Raw genomic sequence first — 17,864 nt, forward strand, 5'->3', positions numbered from 1 at the left:
TCTTCCGCGCCCTCGCCGTCATGCCGTCCGGCATGCGGTCCGTCATGCCGTCCGAGCGTCGTGCGTGCGCCGTCCGAGCCGAGAGGACTGGTCCCTTGAGCCAGTACGTGTCCCGCCTCAGTGGCCGCCTCGCCGCCGCCCGTGCCACCCGCCACGACCCGCCCCGCCTGCGCCTTCCCGCCGTCGGTCACCACCGCAAGCCGCGCCGCGTGGCCATGCTCAGCGTGCACACCTCACCGCTGCACCAGCCCGGTACCGGCGACGCCGGCGGCATGAACGTCTACATCGTCGAGCTGGCCAAGCGGCTCGCCGCGATCAACATCGAGGTCGAGATCTTCACCCGGGCCACCACCGGCGGGCTGCCACCCGTGGTCGACCTGGCCCCCGGAGTCCTCGTACGGCACGTGGACGCGGGCCCCTACGAAGGCCTCGCGAAGGAGGAGCTCCCGGCCCAGCTGTGCGCCTTCACCCACGGCGTCATGCAGGCCTGGGCCGGCCACCGCCCCGGCTACTACGACCTCGTCCACTCCCACTACTGGCTCTCCGGCCACGTGGGCTGGCTCGCCGCGCAGCGCTGGGGCGTCCCGCTCGTGCACGCCATGCACACCATGGCGAAGGTCAAGAACGCGGCGCTGGCCGAGGGGGACACGCCCGAGCCCGCCGCCCGCGTCATAGGCGAGACCCAGATCGTGGCCGCCGCCGACCGGCTCATCGCGAACACCGCCGAGGAGGCCGACGAGCTCGTCCGGCACTACGAGGCCGACCCCGCCAAGGTGGCCGTCGTCCACCCCGGAGTGAACCTCGACCGGTTCACCGTCGGCGACGGTCGGTCCGCCGCCCGTGCCCGCCTCGGCCTCCCGCGGGACGCCGTCATCCCCCTCTTCGCCGGCCGGATCCAGCCGCTGAAGGCCCCCGACATCCTGCTGCGCGCCGTAGCCGTCATGGTCGACCAGGACCCCTCGCTGCGCCGCCGCCTCTTCGTCCCCGTCGTCGGCGGGCCCAGCGGCAGCGGCCTCGCCAAGCCGGAAGGCCTGCACAAGCTCGCCGCGAAGCTCGGCATCGCCGACCTCGTGCACTTCCACCCGCCGGTCGCGCAGGACGGCCTCGCGGACTGGTTCCGGGCGGCGTCCGTGCTGGTCATGCCCTCCTACAACGAGTCCTTCGGGCTCGTCGCGATAGAGGCCCAGGCCGCCGGCACGCCGGTGCTCGCCGCCGAGGTCGGCGGGCTGCCCGTCGCCGTCAACGACGGGGTCACGGGGATCCTCGTACCTGGGCACGACCCGGTGGACTACGCGCGGGAGCTGCGGCGCTTCGTGGACGAGCCGGCGCTCGCGGACCGGATGGGCGCCGCGGCGGCGCGGCACGCGCAGTTCTTCGGCTGGGACACCGCGGCGGGCGGCACGGCCGACGTCTACACCGCGGCCATGCATGATCATCGCCGTCGCGTACGCTCCCACCATGGCTGACACCGCCGAGATCATCGAGAGCGCGCTCACCGGCGCGGAGCTGAGCTGGGAGAGCCCCGAGCCGGGGTCCTACGTCGTCCAGCTCCCCGGCACCCGCAAGCTGAGCACCACCTGCTCGCTGAAGGTCGGACGGCACTCGCTGTCGGTCAACGCCTTCGTGATCCGCCACCCCGACGAGAACGAGGCGGGCGTCCACCGCTGGCTGTTGGAGCGCAACCTCAAGCTGTACGGCATGGCGTACGCGGTGGACCGCCTCGGCGACATCTACCTGACGGCCCGGCTCCCGCTGTCGGTCGTCGACCCGGAGGAGCTGGACCGGCTGCTCGGCACCGTGCTGGAGGCGGCGGACGGCTCCTTCAACACGTTGCTGGAGCTGGGCTTCGCGAGCGCGATCCGGCGCGAGTACGAGTGGCGGGTCTCGCGCGGCGAGCCGACCTTCAACCTCGACGCGTTCAAGCACCTGACGCAGCCGTCGTAACGGGTGAAACGCAGCCGCGCCGGCGTTTGAGGCGCTGGGTCCGGGGCGGAGCCCCGGCATGCGGCCCAGGCCGCGCTACACCTCGGCGTCAGCCGGAACCGGCTTGGCCGCCGGTGCGGGAGCACCACCGGCCACAGTCGTACCGCCCGTACTCGCGTCACCCTCGGAGAGACCCCGCATCAGCAGCCAGTAGCCGGCCGCCGCGACCGTGCCGAGGGCGGCGGTGGCCCCCCACAGCCAGTCGGCCCCGTACCGGTCGATCAGGAAGCCCGCCATCAGCGGCGCCACCAGCGCGGCCACCGCCCAGGACAGGTTGTAGACCCCCTGGTAGCGGCCGCGTCCGTGGACCGGCGAGAGCCGTACGACCAGGCTCATCTGGGTCGGCGAGTTCACGATCTCGGCCAGCGTCCACACGCACACCGTCAGCGCGTACGCCCACACCGGCCCGGCGAACGCCGTCAGCGCGAACCCGTACCCGGCCAGCAGTGCCGAGACCACCAGCAGCTTCTGCGGGTCGCGCCGCTGGATGAACGCCGTGACCGGGATCTGCAGCAGCACGATGAGCAGCCCGTTCGCGGCGATGACCAGCCCGTAGTCCCTGGGCGAGAAGCCCGCGGAGCCCATCGCGACCGGCAGGCCGACCGAGCCCTGCGTGAAGATCAGCGAGATCAGGAACGACAGCCCGACGACACCCATGAACCGTCCGTCCCGCAGTACGGTCCCGAGCCCGATCTCCGGCTCCTCGCCGGTGGTGGCCGACGCGCCCTCGGCCCGGGCGGGCCGGTCCGGCCGCGACTCGGGCAGCTTGACGAAGACCAGCACCGCGCAGACCAGCGTCAGCGCGGCCTCGCCCAGGAAGCCGGCCAGGTAGCTGTACTCCGCGATCAACCCGGCCGCCGTGGCGCTGACGGCGAAGCCGAGGTTGATGGCCCAGTAGTTGAGCGCGAAGGCCCGTACGCGGTCCTCGGGGCGGACGATGTCCGCCATCATCGCCGCGACCGCCGGCCGGGAGGCGTTCGAGGTCATGCCGACCAGCAGGGCCACGGCCGCGATCGCCGCCGGGTGCTCCATGAAGCCGAGCAGCGCCACCGAGAAGGCGGTCGACGCCTGGGCCGCCAGCAGCGTGGGCCGGCGCCCGAGCCGGTCGGTCATCACGCCCGCGACGAGCGAGGAGGCGACACCGCCGAGCCCGTGGAGGGCGACCACCAGTCCCGCGAAGGAAGCCGAGTAGCCCCGGTCCAGGGTCAGGTACAGGGCCATGAAGGTGGCGACGAACGCTCCGAGCCGGTTCACCAGGGTGCTCGTCCAGAGCCACCAGAAGGCCCGGGGCAGCCCGGAGACGCTCTCCCGGACGACCTGTACCAAACGGGCAGCGGACATAAGGGATCCCCCCGGCGGTGTAAGCATCACTCGTACGCCGTGCACATTACGAGCGGCGGGCGTCGGGGCGCCACTCGATTGACGCGCACCGTCAATCCGGCGGGACCCCGCACCGCGCGCGAGCGCCCCCGGGCGTCCACTAGGCTCGTACGCATGGCCGACGCACCGTACAAGCTGATCCTCCTCCGCCACGGCGAGAGCGACTGGAACGCGAAGAACCTGTTCACCGGCTGGGTGGACGTCAACCTCACCGAGAAGGGCGAGAAGGAGGCGGTCCGGGGCGGTGAGCTGCTCAAGGACGCCGGCCTGCTGCCCGACGTGCTGCACACCTCCCTCCAGAAGCGCGCCATCCGCACGGCGCAGCTCGCGCTGGAGGCCGCCGACCGCCACTGGATCCCGGTGCACCGCTCCTGGCGCCTGAACGAGCGCCACTACGGTGCGCTCCAGGGCAAGGACAAGGCGCAGACCCTCGCGGAGTTCGGCGAGGAGCAGTTCATGCTGTGGCGCCGCTCGTACGACACCCCGCCGCCGGTCCTGGAGGACGGCACGGAGTTCTCGCAGTCCGCGGACCCGCGCTACGCGTCGATCCCGAACGAGCTGCGTCCGCGCACGGAGTGCCTCAAGGACGTCGTCGAGCGCATGCTGCCGTACTGGTACGACGGCATCGTCCCGGACCTGCTGGCCGGCCGCACGGTCCTGGTCGCCGCGCACGGCAACTCCCTGCGCGGTCTGGTCAAGCACCTGGACGGCATCTCCGACGCCGACATCACGGGCCTGAACATCCCGACCGGCATCCCGCTCGTCTACGAACTGGACGCCGACTTCAAGCCCCTGAACCCGGGCGGCACCTACCTCGACCCGGCCGCCGCGGCGGCCGCCATCGAGGCCGTCAAGAACCAGGGCAAGAAGAAGTAACCTTCGTGATCATGCCTCCCGCCTGCGCGTACGGCGCGGGCGGGAGGCATTCTCATGCCCTGGGTCCACGGCCTTCCGGGCCCGGTCCCGGCTGCCGGGCATCAGGTGTGCGTACACCTTCGGAGCCGGCCCGGGGTCGGAGTGCCCGAGGTACTCGGCTTCCGCTCCTCGCAGCCTGCGGCTGCGGCTGCGAGTCGGGCGCGCCGTGCAGGTGCGGCGGCTGACCCGAGCCCGTGCGCGGAGCAGGGCCCTCGTGCTGACTCGGCGGCGTGACGGCCGCCTTGGCCGGGGTAACGGCCCTCTCGCGTGGCGGGGGGTCAGCGGGCGGGCTTGGCGGCGGCCGGTGCGGCGGGCGCGGCCGGTGCGGCGGCCGGTGCGGCGGGCTTGGCCAGCAGGGACTCGGCCGTGTCCTGGAGCGCGGCGACGTTGCCGTTGGACAGGACGACGTTGGGGTTCAGGACGCGCTCGACCGGCACGTGCACGACCTCCGAGATGTCGGAGATGTTGAGGTTGTCGAGGAGCGAGATCAGCGGGTTGTCGACGGCCTGGGCGGGCGCACCGCCGAGGAGCAGGACGGCGCCGGCGAGAGCGCCGACGAGCGAGGTTCGATTCAGCTTCATGCGCGGGGAACGCCCCGCCCGTCCCCCCGGTTACCTCCCCGCTCCACCGGTCCCCCGTTCAGCCCGGCCCGACCCCCCGTCCGGCCGGACCGGCCCCCTTCCTGCCGCGCACAGCAGCACGGACGCATAGAAGTGGCGCAGGGCGTGCATGCCGTGCTCACGCGCGGCGTGCTCGCGGCTCCTGGCCTTCGGGAGCGGCACATCGCGCAGCTCGCCGCCCTTCGGCGGGGCGAACACGGGCACGCGCAGGCTCAGCTTGAGCTGCTGGACGACGTGGAGCGTGTGGTTCTCGAAGTCCAGCTCTTCACGACAGCCCCAGGATCTCGCGCTGCCTCAGACCGCCCCGGCGCCAACGCTCCGGGAGCGTCACCGTGCGCGAGTCGGGTCCCTGGGCCCGTCCGTGGGCCGTTGGCGGGCGGGACGCGTCCGGAGCCAGTACGAGCGGGCCGCGATGGTCAGGGCGATTCCGTAAGCGGCGAAGGCGACCATCCCGATCCAGCCGACCAGGAGCGCGTCGCCCGAGGAGTGGAAGTCACCGCGCCGCATCGTCACTGCGCCGGACGTGGCCAGGGCCACGTACCCGACTCCCGCAACGCCGTACGGGGCGAGCGTGGCGGCGCCGAGCAGGGCGGGGGCGAGCGGGAGCCAGCGCGGCACCCGTCTCCCGCGCAGGAACGGCGTCCAGCGCGGGAAGACCTGCCCCCACGGGCGGACCAGGCCCCACAGCAGGAACACGCCGAGCACGGCCAGCAGTGCGGTGGGGTCCAGACCCCAGGACTCCAGCGCGAGGAAGAGCCCCGAGGCGCCGTTGCGCTCCGAGACCGCGAGCATCTCCTCGCCGGTGATCCCCGCGAACGTCCCGCCGGACGCCCAGACCAGCTTCATCGCCGCGTACGGGACGAAGGCCAGGGTTGCGGCCCAGGCGCCGAGCTGGACGGGCCGCGGGGCAGCGGACGGCGCTCGTACGGCGGTCCCGGCGGGCTCGCGGCTGCGGCCGGACCGGGCCGTGGCCGCGAGCAGGACCGCCCCGACCGCCGCGAGGACCTTGTGCGCAGCGGAGGCCCAGCTGTCCACTCCCTGACCGAGCACCAGCGTGATCACGTCCATCAGCAGGCTGAACGCAGCGATCCCGGCCAGCCCGCAGACCACCCGGAGCAGCACCCGTAGCGCTGGGCGCGGCCCGCGCAGCACCACTGCTCCGCTGGCCAACGCCCCCAGCACACCCACCCCCGCGACCGCCCAGCCCGGCCCGGAGGCCATGGAGTCACCGCCGTGGTGGAGCAAGGAGGTTCCGCTCAGCGCGCACGCCAGGCCGAAGCCGGCATACGACACGGCCCACAGCATCGTCGCTCGGGCCACCGCGTGCGGTCGTCGCCGCCACCGGGTGCTCCAGAGCGCCTTCGCCGTCCGTTCAGCCCGGTCGGCCCGTTCAGTCCGTTCAGTCCGTTCAGCACTGGTCATGTGCTGAAACGTCGCACCGACCGCCACAGGGTGGCGTCAGCCGCCCGAACGATCCGCCTCCCCCGGCCGGGTGAGCGCCCCGGACTCCCCGTCGTCCGTCGGTCGCCGCCCGGCTCAGGGGGCGGGGGTGGGCGCGTTCTCCCGCCATTCGCGGCCGATCGAGCGCAGCAGGGCCGGGTAGACGCCGAGGTACCGGAAGGGCTTGATGCCCAGCATGTAGAGGGAGCCGAGGTGGCCGTTCGGCTTCACCAGGACGGTCAGCTGGCCGTGGTAGCCGCCCGTGCCGTCCGGGACCCAGCCGATGTGCAGCAGCCCGTGCATGGTCCGGTTGGCGCTCTCGGCCACCCACTCGTCGTGGGTCTGGAAGACCGAGGTGAACGGGGCCGACCGGAGGTCGGGGCCCCGCTCGCCCTCGCGGAGGTCGGCCGGAAGCCGGTCGCGCAGGGTCGGTACCCGGGCGCCGATGCCGCCGTCGGGGTCGTCCCAGCCGAACAGCTTGCCGAGCTTCCAGCGGACCGCGAAGAGCGCGCGCGCCACGGGGGAGGGGGCAGGATCACCCGTGCCGCCCGCGAACTGGCGCACCAGGCGGGCGAGGTCGTCGGGCCCGCCCGGGGTCGGCAGCGCCCACACGTCCTCGACCCGGAAGTCGCCGGCGATCTCGTGGACCCGCCAGGGGCGGGAGGTGTGCGCGGTCTCGGGGAGTCTCATCGGTCGGCCCCTATCTATACGATGCCGTATAGATCGAGGCTAACACTCGTCCGTACGGCACCGTATAGACGAGGGTCGTGTGAGGAGGAGCACAGCATGGGCGCGACCCGCACACCGCGCGGAAAGTGGATCGAGGAGGGGTTGCGGGCGCTCGCCGCCGGCGGCCCCGAGGCCGTCCGCGTCGAGGCGCTGGCGCAGGCGCTCGGCGTCAGCAAGGGCGGCTTCTACGGGTACTTCGGCAGCCGGGGCGCGCTGCTCACCGAGATGCTCGACACCTGGGAGCACGAGGTCGCCGAGGCCGTGATCGAGCAGGTCGAGAGCGGCGGGGGCGACGAGCGGGCCAAGCTGGAGCGGCTGTTCGCGATCGCCTCGACGGCCGACGGGCCGATCAGGGGCACCACGGCCGACCTCGCGATCCGCGACTGGGCCAGGCGCGACGAGGACGTCGCGCGGCGGCTGCGGCGCACCGACAACCGGCGCATGGAGTACCTGCGTTCGCTGTTCCGGGCCATCTGCACCGACGAGGACGACGTCGAGGTCCGCTGCCTGCTGGCCTACTCGCTGCGGATCGGCGAGCACTTCATCCACGTCGACCACGGCGGTCGCACGCACGCGGAGGTCATGGGGCTGACCCGCGACTGGCTGCTGAGGTAGGCGCCGGACGGCGCGCCTAGTCGTCGAAGGTCTTGAACGTGACGGCGGCGCTGTCCGCGCCCTCCCACAGGACCTCGACGGTCACCTTGTCGATCCCGCCGTTCCCGTAGTTGGGCGAGCGCGGGTAGTCGAGGCCGAGCCGGAGCCCGTACGCGTCCTCGGTCGCCCGGCCGTAGCCGTCGGTCGGCGTGGTCGGGTAGCGCGGTGCGGGGTGGGAGTCGATCCAGGCCGGGACGTCCGAGCGGGGCATGCGGAACGTTCCCGACCACTGGCTGGGCCAGGCCGGGTCGTCGATCTCCAGGCATTCCTGGCGCTCCGCGCGGGGCGGCAGCTTCCAGCCGACCGCCGTCATGGCCTTCCCGCACTCCGTGGCGCGCGTCTCCGTCTCGCCCGCGTGGTCGATCGCGTAGAGGAGTCCGCAGAACCAGACCAGTGCGGGCACCTCCACCACGGCCACGAAGAGGACCGCCAGGGCGATCATCCATTTCGTCTTTCGCGGCACGCTACCCCCAAGACCGATTCGAACGCGTTCAGGATCTAGGACGGGCAGGTGACCACGGCGGTTCCGCGCGCACGCATGCGAAAGGGCCCCGGCCGAGGGAACTCGGACGGGGCCCGTCGTGCACGTACGTGGAGCCGGTGGAGGCGGTCAGCCGCCGCACTGGCAGGGGGCGCCGGACTGGCAGCCGCAGCCGCAGCCGGAGCCGCACCCGCAGGCCGCGAGCAGCGGTAGCCGCAGCGGCTCCGGCCTCGGCGGCTGCTCCTGCTCCGGGGTGATGGGGACGGGGGAATCGGGCATGGTTCCTCCTCGAAGGGGCGGTGCCCCGTGGCATACGGGACTTCGTACGACGACCGCCCTCGCCCTCATTCATGCCCAGCGGTACCGGCGCGTCAACGGCGCATTGGGGCTCGGTGCGGCCTGCGGTCCCGATGCCTCGGTGCGGCCTGCGGTACCGAGGCCCTCGTCCGGATCCTCCGCTTCGGGACCCCCGCTTCCGGCGCCGGTGTCAGACGCCCTCGACCTGGGTCGGCTGCTGGAGGTCGTCCGCGTGCTCACCCGTCACCAGGTAGACCACGCGCTTGGCCACCGAAACCGCGTGGTCCGCGAAGCGCTCGTAGTAGCGGCCCAGCAGGGTCACGTCCACGGCCGTCTCGATGCCGTGCTTCCACCGGTCGTCCATCAGGTGCTGGAACAGCGTGCGGTGCAGCTGGTCCATCTCGTCGTCGTCCTGCTCCAGCTGGAGGGCGAGGTCGACGTCCTTCGTGATGATCACCTCGGCGGCCTTCGCCATCAGGCGCTGCGCGAGCTGTCCCATCTCCAGGATGGTGGCGTGCAGGTCCCGCGGCACGGCCCGGTCCGGGAAGCGCAGCCGGGCGAGCTTGGCCACGTGCTGGGCGAGGTCACCGCTGCGCTCCAGGTCGGCGCTCATCCGCAGGGAGGTCACGACGATGCGCAGGTCGGTGGCGACCGGCTGCTGACGGGCCAGCAGGGCGATGGCGCGGGCCTCCAGGTCGTGCTGGAGGTCGTCGACCTTCTGGTCGGCGGCGATGACGCTCTCGGCGAGCTTCAGGTCGGCGTCGAGCATGGACGTCGTGGCCCGCCCGATCGCGGAGCCGACGAGCCGGGCCATCTCGACCAGGCCTTCTCCGATCGAGTCCAGTTCCTCGTGGTACGCGTCGCGCATGTCTCGTGTCCCTCTCTCGACCTACTGCTCACTGCAAGTACTGCCCGGGGCGGGCCGGGGCGGCCAGCGGCCCCACGGTGCCACGGTGAGCCGCAAACGCGTCCGACTCCGGCACCACAAGTGAATCAACCCCGTCGCCAGGGTGAACTCTGGGCGACGACTGTTCGAGGTGCCACCCGAACGGCTGTGGAAGTGTCGTCGTGCCTGCTTAACCTGGATCCATGGACGTGAACGCGGCGGTCGCCGCAGCTGCAGCGATCGCCGGTCTTTGCACCGGTGTGATCGCGATGCTGGCGTTCCGCTGGAGCGAGCGCGACCAGGCCCGCCCCACCCGGAGCTCCATGCGCCCCGACCTCAACGCGGTGCTGCCGCCCGGAGTGGACACGGTCCTCTCCGTGCTGCGCTCCTCGGCGGTCGTACTGGACGAGGGCGACGCGGTGGTCAAGGCCAGCTCGGCGGCGTACGCCCTCGGCCTGGTCCGCGGCGGCAAGCTCGCCGTGGAGCCGATGCTCCACATGGCCCGCGACACCCGCCGCGACGGGGAGATACGGCAGGTGGAGCTCGACCTGCCCCGGCGCGGCACCGGCCGGGGAGAGGCCCTCGCGGTCTCGGCGCGCGTCGCCCCGCTCGGCTCCCGCCTGGTGCTCCTCCTGGTCGAGGACCTCACCGAGGCCCGCCGCATCGAGGCCGTACGCCGCGACTTCGTGGCCAACGTGTCCCACGAGCTGAAGACCCCGGTCGGAGCGATCTCCCTGCTGTCCGAGGCCGTCATGGACGCCGCGGACGACCCCGAGGCGGTCAGCCGCTTCGCGGGCCGCATGCAGATCGAGTCCACCCGGCTGATCAACCTCGTGCAAGAGCTCATCGACCTCTCCCGGGTGCAGAATGACGACCCGCTGGAGGACGCCGAGCCCGTGCGCGTGGACACGCTGGTCGCCGAGGCCATAGACCGCTGCCGCCACACGGCGTCCTCGAAGCAGATCACCATGGCCGCGGGCGGCACCGCCGACCTGCGGGTATGTGGCAACCGCGGGCAGCTCGCCGCCGCCCTCGGAAACCTGGTCGAGAACGCCGTCAACTACAGCCCCGCCCGCACCCGCGTCGGCATCGCCGGACGCAAGGTGACGGCTCCTGGGGGAGACTTGATCGAGATCGCCGTGACCGACCAGGGCATCGGCATCCCGGAAAAGGACCGCGAGCGCATCTTCGAGCGCTTCTACCGCGTGGACCCGGCCCGCTCCCGCGCCACGGGAGGAACGGGCCTCGGCCTTGCGATCGTGAAGCACGTGGCGGCCTCGCACGGCGGGGAGGTGTCGGTATGGAGCTCGGAGGGCCAGGGTTCCACGTTCACCCTGCGACTCCCTGAAGCAGCCGCCACGGCCCCGGCGGCGGCCCCCCGCACCCACCCGACCCCTGCCTGACCCAGAACCGCTCCAGCCATTCCTGCCCCGGAGGTCCTTCCGTGACCCGAGTGCTCGTCGTCGAGGATGAGGAATCCTTCAGCGACGCCCTGTCCTACATGCTCCGCAAGGAGGGCTTCGAGGTCGCCATCGCCGCGACCGGGCCCGACGGGTTGGACGAGTTCGAGCGCAACGGCGCCGACCTCGTCCTCCTCGACCTGATGCTCCCCGGCCTGCCCGGCACGGAGGTCTGTCGGCAGCTGCGCGGCCGCTCCAACGTCCCCGTGATCATGGTGACCGCCAAGGACAGCGAGATCGACAAGGTCGTCGGGCTGGAGATAGGAGCAGATGACTACGTCACGAAGCCCTTCTCCTCCCGCGAGCTGGTCGCCCGCATCCGCGCGGTCCTGCGCCGCCGCGGGGAGCCGGAAGAGGTCACCCCGGCGGCCCTGGAGGCCGGCCCCGTACGGATGGACGTCGACCGCCACGTGGTCACCGTCTCCGGCGGCAAGGTGGACCTCCCGCTGAAGGAGTTCGACCTGCTGGAGATGCTGCTGCGCAACGCGGGCCGCGTGCTGACCCGCATGCAGCTCATCGACCGGGTCTGGGGCGCCGACTACGTCGGAGACACCAAGACGCTGGACGTCCACGTCAAGCGCCTGCGCGCCAAGATCGAGCCGGACCCGGGCGCGCCGCGCTACCTGGTCACGGTCCGTGGCCTCGGCTACAAGTTCGAGCCGTAGGCCGACGTCGTTCGCGCGGTCCGGGGCCGGCCGGAGGTCGGCGCAGCGTCCCGAAGCCGGTGAGGCCCCCGGGCCTCACCGTGCGAGGGGCGCACGTGGAGCGGAGTTCGAGCCGGACCCGGGCGCGCCGCGCTACCTGGTCACGGTCCGTGGCCTCGGCTACAAGTTCGAGCCGTAATCCGTAAGCCGTAAGCCGGACCCGGACCCGGACTCCGACTCCGTTTCCGACCCCGGCCCCGGTCCTGAGGGGCGTACGGGAAGGGCCCCCACCCGCCGATGCGGATGGGGGCCCTTCTCGTATGCGTACGTGGGGTCCGCGTCAGTGGCCGGCGCTGTGCGACGGGGAACCGGACGGCGTACCGGCGGCGGCGCCCGAGGGGGAGCCGGACGGGGTGGCACCCGCGGCCGCACCGGAGGCCCCGGCAGACGGCGAGCCCGACGGGGAGCCGGAAGGAGCGCCCGACGGCGAGCCCGAGGGGGAGCCGGACGGGGCCGCGGCCGGCGCCGCGGTCGGGCCGAACGGTGCGTACGGGCCGGTGGCCGGGACCACGAAGGCCTCCAGCTCGACGCCGCCCGTGCTGCTCAGCTGGAAGACGACCTTCTGGACCTCGCCGTCGCGGACGGCCGCGGCTCCGTCCTCGATCACGGCGGAGGCGTTTCCCTTGCCGCCGATCACCACGTAGCCGAGGGCCGGCACGGTGACCTTGCCGGAGCCTTCGGCCGGCTTCAGCGCAACCTTGCCCTTGCTACCCGGGAGGGTGATGCTGTCAACGGTCTCCGCCTTGGTGCCGTTGTTGAAGACCGTCGCGGAGACGACCGCGGGGCCCTTCTCGCCCTTCTGGCCCTGGGTGATCACCAGTGCGTTCTGGACCTCGATCTCGCCCTTGGTGGCGGCGGCGTTGTCCGGCTTGATCTGCAGGGTCTGCGCATCCTGGCCCGCACCGCATGCGGCCAGCGAGGCGATCGAGAACACGATGGCGGTGGCGGCGAGGGCGCCGCGTCGAAGGCTGCGGCTCACGGCGGCGGCATCTCCTTGGACGAACGGAAGGGGCGGGTGGACGCTCGGAACGGCCGAGGTAAAGCCGCTCTAAGGGTGTGTCAGCGCGCTTAGGTTACCGAGCCGCCGCCCCGCCCCCGCACCCGACCCTCCGCAGCGCCGCCCCCGCCCTGGCAGCGCCCCGCGATCTTGCATTCCGCAGTGCCGTTCGCCGCGCCGATCTTGTGCCGCTCGCATATCGTGCGCCGGACCCTTGTTGATCAATTCGGGGATTCCCTCGAACGGCACTTCGTGATCAATTCGGGATTGGGCCGGAACCTGCCCGGTGAGGGCTGCCGCCAGTCGGACGGAGTAGTTCGGTTTCGCGACTCGGAACCCGGCAAAACGGGACGTACGTCACACTGATGGGGGTGCCGGGCAGGTGTAGCGTGGCCCTTTCGCCTAGTCCGCGCAGCGCCCCCGACCTGCGAAGACCCCCTTCCGGGAGCCCTCCGCAGCACGTTCGTGTCGCTGTTGTCAAGCCCCGAGATGTGCCCTGACCTGCGAAAACGCCATTCATAACAGTCAGTTCTCGTGTTACCCTGGATAGCCACGGAAGGGGTACCTGTCACATGACGTTCAAGGTTGGCGACACCGTGGTCTATCCCCATCACGGGGCCGCGCTGATCGAGGCCATTGAGACTCGTCAGATCAAAGGCGTGGACAAGACCTACTTGGTGCTCAAGGTCGCCCAGGGCGACCTGACGGTTCGTGTGCCTGCGGACAATGCGGAGTTCGTCGGCGTTCGCGACGTAGTCGGCCAGGACGGGCTGGACCGGGTCTTCGAGGTGCTTCGCGCACCGTATGCAGAAGAGCCGACGAACTGGTCCCGGCGCTACAAGGCAAATCTGGAGAAGCTCGCTTCTGGCGATGTCATCAAGGTCGCCGAAGTGGTGCGTGACCTGTGGCGTCGTGAGCGTGAGCGCGGGCTTTCCGCGGGTGAGAAGCGCATGCTCGCGAAGGCACGCCAGATTCTGGTGAGCGAGCTCGCGCTCGCTGAGAACACGAACGAGGACAAGGCTGAGGCCCTCCTCGACGAGGTGCTCGCGTCCTGACGCGAGTCGCCGTGCACCATGTGGTGCGCAGCTTGCCGCGGTGCCCGATGACAAGGTCTCTCCTCCACGAGAGGCCTGTTGCCGGGCGCTGCGGCATGTCTGTATCCGTACCTTTTGTCTTACTGCCTCACTGCCGCCATCGCGATGGCGTGCCGGGCCCGGGCAGCCCGCTCGACCGGTCGTCCACGGAAGGGGCGAAGGGCGTCGCACCCGGCACCCTTCAGGCCATACCCATGTCGGCCGAAGTCACAAACCTGGCTCGGAGCTACTGATGTCTGACGTAACGCGTCCCCACCGCACCGCCGCGGTGATCCCGGCCGCCGGCCGGGGGGTACGCCTCGGTCCCGGTGCCCCCAAGGCCCTGCGGGCCCTCGGCGGCACCCCGATGCTCATCCACGCCGTACGTGCGATGGCCCGCTCCCGCGCGGTCTCCCTCGTGGTGGTCGTGGCCCCGCCCGCCGAGGCCGCCGAGGTGCGCCTGTTGCTGGGCGAGCACGCACTGCCCGAGCGCACCGAGCTGCTGGTCGTTCCCGGCGGGGAGACCCGCCAGGAGTCCGTCCGCGCCGGCCTGGACGCGCTGCCGCCGGACGTCACCTCCGTGCTCATCCACGACGCGGCCCGTCCGCTCGTCCCCGTGGACACCGTGGACTCGGTCATCGAGGCCGTGCGCGACGGAGCGCCCGCCGTGGTGCCCGCGCTGCCCCTGGCCGACACCGTCAAGGAGGTCGAGCCCGGCAAGCCCGGCGAGCCCGAGCCGGTCCTCGGCACGCCCGAGCGGGCCCGGCTGCGCGCCGTGCAGACCCCGCAGGGCTTCGACCTCGCCACCCTCCAGCGGGCGCACGCCGCGATCGCCGTCGACGGCGAGGGCGCCACCGACGACGCCGGAATGGTGGAACGGCTCGGCATCACCGTCGTGGTGATCCCGGGCCACGAAGAGGCCTTCAAGGTCACCCGCCCGCTCGACCTGGTCCTCGCAGAGGCCGTACTCGCCCGCAGGAGGGCCAACGATGGCTACTAGTCCCACTGGGTCGACCGTGCACGGCGCCCCGCTGATCCCGCTCGTCGGCATCGGAACCGACGTGCACGCCTTCGAGACCGGCCGCGAGCTGTGGTGCGCCGGCCTGCTCTGGGAGGGCGAGGACGGCCTCGCCGGGCACTCCGACGGTGACGTCGCCGCCCACGCCGCCTGTGACGCGCTCTTCTCCGCCGCCGGCGTCGGCGACCTCGGCGCGCACTTCGGCACTTCCCGCCCCGAGTGGTCCGGCGCCGCCGGCGTCACCCTCCTGGCGGAGGCGGCCCGAATCGTCCGCGCCGAGGGCTTCGAGATCGGCAACATCGCCATCCAGGTGATCGGCGTACGCCCGAAGATCGGCAAGCGGCGCGAAGAAGCACAGAAGGCGCTCGCGGCCGCCGCCGGCGCCCCCGTCTCCGTGTCCGGCACCACCACCGACGGGCTGGGGCTCACCGGCCGCGCCGAGGGCCTCGCCGCCATCGCCACGGCCCTCGTGTACCGGACGAACCGGGCCTGATCCCCCGCAGCGGCCGTACATCTTCGGCAACAAAGGTGCCCCGGGTCCCGAAAGGGTCGCGGGGCACTGCTACAGGCCCACTACCCTGGATGCCGTGACTATTCGCCTGTACGACACCAGCGCCCGGCAGATCCGCGACTTCACCCCGCTCACCGCGGGCTGTGTCTCGATCTACCTCTGTGGTGCCACCGTGCAGGCCGCCCCGCACATCGGGCACGTCCGGTCGTACCTCAACTTCGACGTCATGCGCCGCTGGTTCGCCTACCGCGGCTACGACGTGACCTTCATCCGCAACGTCACCGACATCGACGACAAGATCATCGCCAAGGCGGCCGAACAGGGCCGCCCCTGGTGGTCCATCGGCTACGAGAACGAACTGGCCTTCAACTCCGGCTACGACGCGCTCGGCTGCCTGCGGCCCACCTACGAGCCGCGCGCCACCGGGCACGTCCCGGAGATGATCGAGATGATGCGCGGGCTCATCGAGCGCGGTCACGCGTACGAGTCCGAGGGCAACGTCTACTTCGACGTGAAGTCCTTCCCCGGCTACCTCTCGCTCTCCCGCCAGGAACTCGACAACATCCGCCAGCCGGAGAGCACCGGCGAGACCGGCAAGCGCGACCCGCGCGACTTCGCCATGTGGAAGTCCGCCAAGCCCGGCGAGCCCTCCTGGGAGACGCCGTGGGGCCGCGGCCGTCCCGGCTGGCACCTGGAGTGCTCCGCCATGGCGCACAAGTACCTCGGTGAGGCCTTCGACATCCACGGCGGCGGGCTCGACCTGATCTTCCCGCACCACGAGAACGAGATCGCCCAGGCCCAGGCCTTCGGCGACGAGTTCGCCAAGTACTGGGTCCACAACGCCTGGGTCACCATGTCCGGCGAGAAGATGTCCAAGTCGCTGGGCAACTCCGTCCTCGTCTCCGAGATGGTCAAGCAGTGGCGCCCGATCGTCCTGCGCTACTACCTCGGCACCCCGCACTACCGGTCGATGATCGAGTACAGCGAGGAGGCCCTGAGCGAGGCCGAGTCGGCCTTCGCCCGGATCGAGGGCTTCTACCAGCGCGTCATCGAGAAGGCCGGCGGCCCCGTCGAGCCGGCGGGCGAGGTCCCGCCCGCCTTCGCCGAGGCCATGGACGACGACCTGGGCGTCCCGCAGGCGCTCGCGATCGTCCACACCACCGTCCGTCAGGGCAACAGCGCGCTCGCCGCCGACGACAAGGACGGGGCCATCGCGCGCCTGTCCGAGGTGCGGGCCATGCTGGGCGTCCTCGGCCTGGACCCGCTCGACCCCCACTGGGACGGCGGGAACGGCACCGACCGCGGCGAGGAGCTCCACGGCGCCGTGGACACCCTCGTACGGCTCGTCCTGGAGCAGCGCGAGTCCGCCCGGGGCCGCAAGGACTGGGCGACCGCCGACGCGATCCGCGACCAGCTCCAGCAGTCCGGTCTGGTCATCGAGGACAGCCCCACGGGTCCGCGCTGGACGCTCGGCTCCCGCTGAGCCCGGGCAGCTGAGCTTGGTGTGCTGCCCGGCGCTCCGGGCGGCACACTCTTCATACGTACATATCGCAGCACCAACGAAAACAGGTAGAGGTCATGGCCGGGAACAGCCAGCGCAGGAACCGCCGCACGTCCAACAAGAAGGGCGCCACGGTCGGCAGCGGTGGCCAGCGGCGCAAGGGCCTGGAAGGCAAGGGCCCCACGCCCAAGGCCGAGGACCGCAAGAAGCACAAGGCGAACCGCATCGCCAACGCCATGGCCCGCCAGGCCGCCAAGCGCCGCCCGGCCCCCCGCCGCGGCGGCCCCAAGGGCACCAGCGAGATGGTCGTCGGCCGCAACCCGGTCTTCGAGGCGCTGCGCGACGGCGTTCCCGCCACCACCCTCTACGTCCAGCAGTTCATCGACAACGACGAGCGCGTGCGCGAGGCCCTCCAGCTCGCCGCCGAGCGCGGCAACATCAACCTGATGGAAGCCCCGCGCCCCGAGCTCGACCGCATGACCAACGGGCTCAACCACCAGGGCCTGGTCCTCCAGGTCCCGCCGTACGAGTACGCGCACCCCGAGGACCTCACCGCCGCCGCGTACGACAACGGCGAGGACCCGCTCATCGTCGCCCTCGACGGCGTCACCGACCCGCGCAACCTCGGTGCGATCGTCCGCTCCGTCTCCGCCTTCGGCGGCCACGGCGTGGTCATCCCCGAGCGCCGCGCCGCCGGCATGACCGCCGGCGCCTGGAAGACCTCGGCCGGCACCGCCGCCCGCACCCCGGTCTCGCGCGTCACCAACCTGACCCGCGCCCTCCAGGACTACAAGAAGGCCGGCATCACCATCGTCGGCCTCGCGGCCGAAGGCACGCACACGGTCAACGACCTCGCCGAGCTGGCGGGCCCGGTCGTCATCGTCGTCGGCTCCGAGGGCAAGGGCCTCGGCCGCCTCGTCGGCGAGAACTGCGACTACCTCGTCCGCATCCCGATGCCGGGCGGCGCCGAGTCCCTCAACGCCGGCGTCGCCGCCGGCGTGGTCCTCTACGAGGCGGCCCGCCGCCGCGCCGACCGCGGCCGCGTCTGATCCCGGCGCGGCGGGTCCCCGCACGCCGGATCCCTCGCGCAACTGATCCACTTGGCTCACGGAACATGACCCGTGAGCGTGTCACCCCGCCCGATTCGGGCGGGGTGGCTTGATCTTGACGGGCCTCGGACACATCCCTGACGTCAAGGCAGTGTCCTAAGCACTG

At 71.8% G+C, this 17,864-nt stretch carries 19 protein-coding genes and 2 pseudogenes; 11 read left to right on the forward strand and 10 right to left on the reverse strand.

Features of this window, described 5'->3' with window-relative positions:
- Nucleotides 1–95: 95 nt before the first annotated feature.
- Nucleotides 96–1,466 carry a D-inositol-3-phosphate glycosyltransferase gene (mshA, locus tag OG386_RS24205; protein WP_328789852.1) on the forward strand — a complete coding sequence of 457 codons (1,371 nt, stop codon included), beginning with the start codon at nucleotides 96–98 and terminating at the stop codon, nucleotides 1,464–1,466.
- Entirely contained in the window at nucleotides 1,459–1,944 is a 486-nt protein-coding gene (locus OG386_RS24210) for a YbjN domain-containing protein (RefSeq protein ID WP_030012782.1), read from the forward strand. Before mshA ends, OG386_RS24210 begins: the two co-directional genes overlap by 8 nt.
- A gap of 75 nt (nucleotides 1,945–2,019) precedes the next feature.
- On the opposite strand, the gene OG386_RS24215 is transcribed toward OG386_RS24210, so the two are convergent.
- Nucleotides 2,020–3,324, reverse strand: coding sequence for an MDR family MFS transporter (locus tag OG386_RS24215; protein ID WP_328789853.1), 1,305 nt, complete (start codon nucleotides 3,322–3,324; stop codon nucleotides 2,020–2,022).
- Nucleotides 3,325–3,477: 153 nt separating this feature from the next.
- Here OG386_RS24215 and OG386_RS24220 point away from each other — a divergent pair, with 153 nt between their 5' ends.
- Complete coding sequence (locus OG386_RS24220; protein ID WP_327384598.1) at nucleotides 3,478–4,239, forward strand: phosphoglyceromutase; 762 nt, start codon at nucleotides 3,478–3,480, stop codon at nucleotides 4,237–4,239.
- A gap of 9 nt (nucleotides 4,240–4,248) precedes the next feature.
- On the opposite strand, the pseudogene OG386_RS46975 reads toward OG386_RS24220, so the two are convergent.
- The 5 genes and pseudogenes from OG386_RS46975 to OG386_RS24240 all read right to left on the reverse strand — a co-directional run.
- A pseudogene (locus tag OG386_RS46975) lies at nucleotides 4,249–4,404 on the reverse strand (site-specific integrase); the annotation flags it as partial.
- Between the two features lie 152 nt (nucleotides 4,405–4,556).
- Nucleotides 4,557–4,859 (reverse strand): hypothetical protein, encoded by a 303-nt coding sequence (locus OG386_RS24225; protein ID WP_328789854.1) that lies wholly within the window; start codon nucleotides 4,857–4,859, stop codon nucleotides 4,557–4,559.
- 105 nt (nucleotides 4,860–4,964) lie between these two features.
- Nucleotides 4,965–5,199: pseudogene (locus OG386_RS24230) on the reverse strand (hypothetical protein); the annotation flags it as partial.
- Nucleotides 5,200–5,225: 26 nt separating this feature from the next.
- Complete coding sequence (locus OG386_RS24235; protein ID WP_328789855.1) at nucleotides 5,226–6,191, reverse strand: hypothetical protein; 966 nt, start codon at nucleotides 6,189–6,191, stop codon at nucleotides 5,226–5,228.
- Nucleotides 6,192–6,434: 243 nt separating this feature from the next.
- Nucleotides 6,435–7,028: a DUF2867 domain-containing protein gene (locus tag OG386_RS24240; RefSeq protein WP_328789856.1), complete on the reverse strand. Its 594-nt coding sequence runs from the start codon at nucleotides 7,026–7,028 to the stop codon at nucleotides 6,435–6,437.
- Between the two features lie 96 nt (nucleotides 7,029–7,124).
- Between OG386_RS24240 and OG386_RS24245 the strand changes: the two genes are divergently transcribed.
- A complete protein-coding gene (locus tag OG386_RS24245) occupies nucleotides 7,125–7,682 on the forward strand; it encodes a TetR/AcrR family transcriptional regulator (RefSeq protein ID WP_328789857.1) in 558 nt (185 codons plus the stop codon).
- A gap of 16 nt (nucleotides 7,683–7,698) precedes the next feature.
- Here the strand turns inward: OG386_RS24245 and OG386_RS24250 are convergent, their stop codons facing one another.
- The 3 genes from OG386_RS24250 to phoU form a co-directional block, all read right to left on the reverse strand.
- Nucleotides 7,699–8,184, reverse strand: a complete 486-nt coding sequence (locus OG386_RS24250) for a hypothetical protein (protein ID WP_328789858.1) — start codon at nucleotides 8,182–8,184, stop codon at nucleotides 7,699–7,701.
- 147 nt (nucleotides 8,185–8,331) lie between these two features.
- Entirely contained in the window at nucleotides 8,332–8,481 is a 150-nt protein-coding gene (locus OG386_RS24255; RefSeq protein ID WP_167344738.1) for a hypothetical protein, read from the reverse strand.
- 208 nt (nucleotides 8,482–8,689) lie between these two features.
- Nucleotides 8,690–9,367, reverse strand: coding sequence for a phosphate signaling complex protein PhoU (phoU, locus tag OG386_RS24260; protein WP_030009600.1), 678 nt, complete (start codon nucleotides 9,365–9,367; stop codon nucleotides 8,690–8,692).
- A gap of 221 nt (nucleotides 9,368–9,588) precedes the next feature.
- On the opposite strand from phoU, the gene OG386_RS24265 reads away from it, so the two are divergent.
- A complete protein-coding gene (locus tag OG386_RS24265; RefSeq protein WP_328789859.1) occupies nucleotides 9,589–10,788 on the forward strand; it encodes a sensor histidine kinase in 1,200 nt (399 codons plus the stop codon).
- A gap of 41 nt (nucleotides 10,789–10,829) precedes the next feature.
- Nucleotides 10,830–11,510, forward strand: coding sequence for a response regulator transcription factor (locus OG386_RS24270; protein ID WP_030009598.1), 681 nt, complete (start codon nucleotides 10,830–10,832; stop codon nucleotides 11,508–11,510).
- A gap of 319 nt (nucleotides 11,511–11,829) precedes the next feature.
- Here the strand turns inward: OG386_RS24270 and OG386_RS24280 are convergent, their stop codons facing one another.
- Nucleotides 11,830–12,528, reverse strand: a complete 699-nt coding sequence (locus OG386_RS24280; RefSeq protein ID WP_328789860.1) for a DUF461 domain-containing protein — start codon at nucleotides 12,526–12,528, stop codon at nucleotides 11,830–11,832.
- A 590-nt stretch (nucleotides 12,529–13,118) separates the two neighbouring features.
- On the opposite strand from OG386_RS24280, the gene OG386_RS24285 reads away from it, so the two are divergent.
- The 5 genes from OG386_RS24285 to rlmB all read left to right on the forward strand — a co-directional run bounded on the left by OG386_RS24285 (nucleotide 13,119) and on the right by rlmB (nucleotide 17,698).
- Nucleotides 13,119–13,601: a CarD family transcriptional regulator gene (locus OG386_RS24285; protein ID WP_003953493.1), complete on the forward strand. Its 483-nt coding sequence runs from the start codon at nucleotides 13,119–13,121 to the stop codon at nucleotides 13,599–13,601.
- Between the two features lie 271 nt (nucleotides 13,602–13,872).
- A complete protein-coding gene (gene ispD / locus OG386_RS24290; RefSeq protein ID WP_327384607.1) occupies nucleotides 13,873–14,619 on the forward strand; it encodes a 2-C-methyl-D-erythritol 4-phosphate cytidylyltransferase in 747 nt (248 codons plus the stop codon).
- On the forward strand, nucleotides 14,609–15,130 hold the full coding sequence (ispF, locus tag OG386_RS24295) for a 2-C-methyl-D-erythritol 2,4-cyclodiphosphate synthase (RefSeq protein ID WP_328789861.1): 522 nt from the start codon (nucleotides 14,609–14,611) through the stop codon (nucleotides 15,128–15,130). Before ispD ends, ispF begins: the two co-directional genes overlap by 11 nt.
- A gap of 94 nt (nucleotides 15,131–15,224) precedes the next feature.
- Nucleotides 15,225–16,631, forward strand: coding sequence for a cysteine--tRNA ligase (gene cysS, locus OG386_RS24300; RefSeq protein WP_328789862.1), 1,407 nt, complete (start codon nucleotides 15,225–15,227; stop codon nucleotides 16,629–16,631).
- A 95-nt stretch (nucleotides 16,632–16,726) separates the two neighbouring features.
- Nucleotides 16,727–17,698 (forward strand): 23S rRNA (guanosine(2251)-2'-O)-methyltransferase RlmB, encoded by a 972-nt coding sequence (rlmB, locus tag OG386_RS24305; protein WP_328789863.1) that lies wholly within the window; start codon nucleotides 16,727–16,729, stop codon nucleotides 17,696–17,698.
- Nucleotides 17,699–17,864 lie beyond the last annotated feature (166 nt).

The sequence above is a fragment of the Streptomyces sp. NBC_00273 genome (assembly GCF_036178145.1).
Classification (GTDB): domain Bacteria; phylum Actinomycetota; class Actinomycetes; order Streptomycetales; family Streptomycetaceae; genus Streptomyces.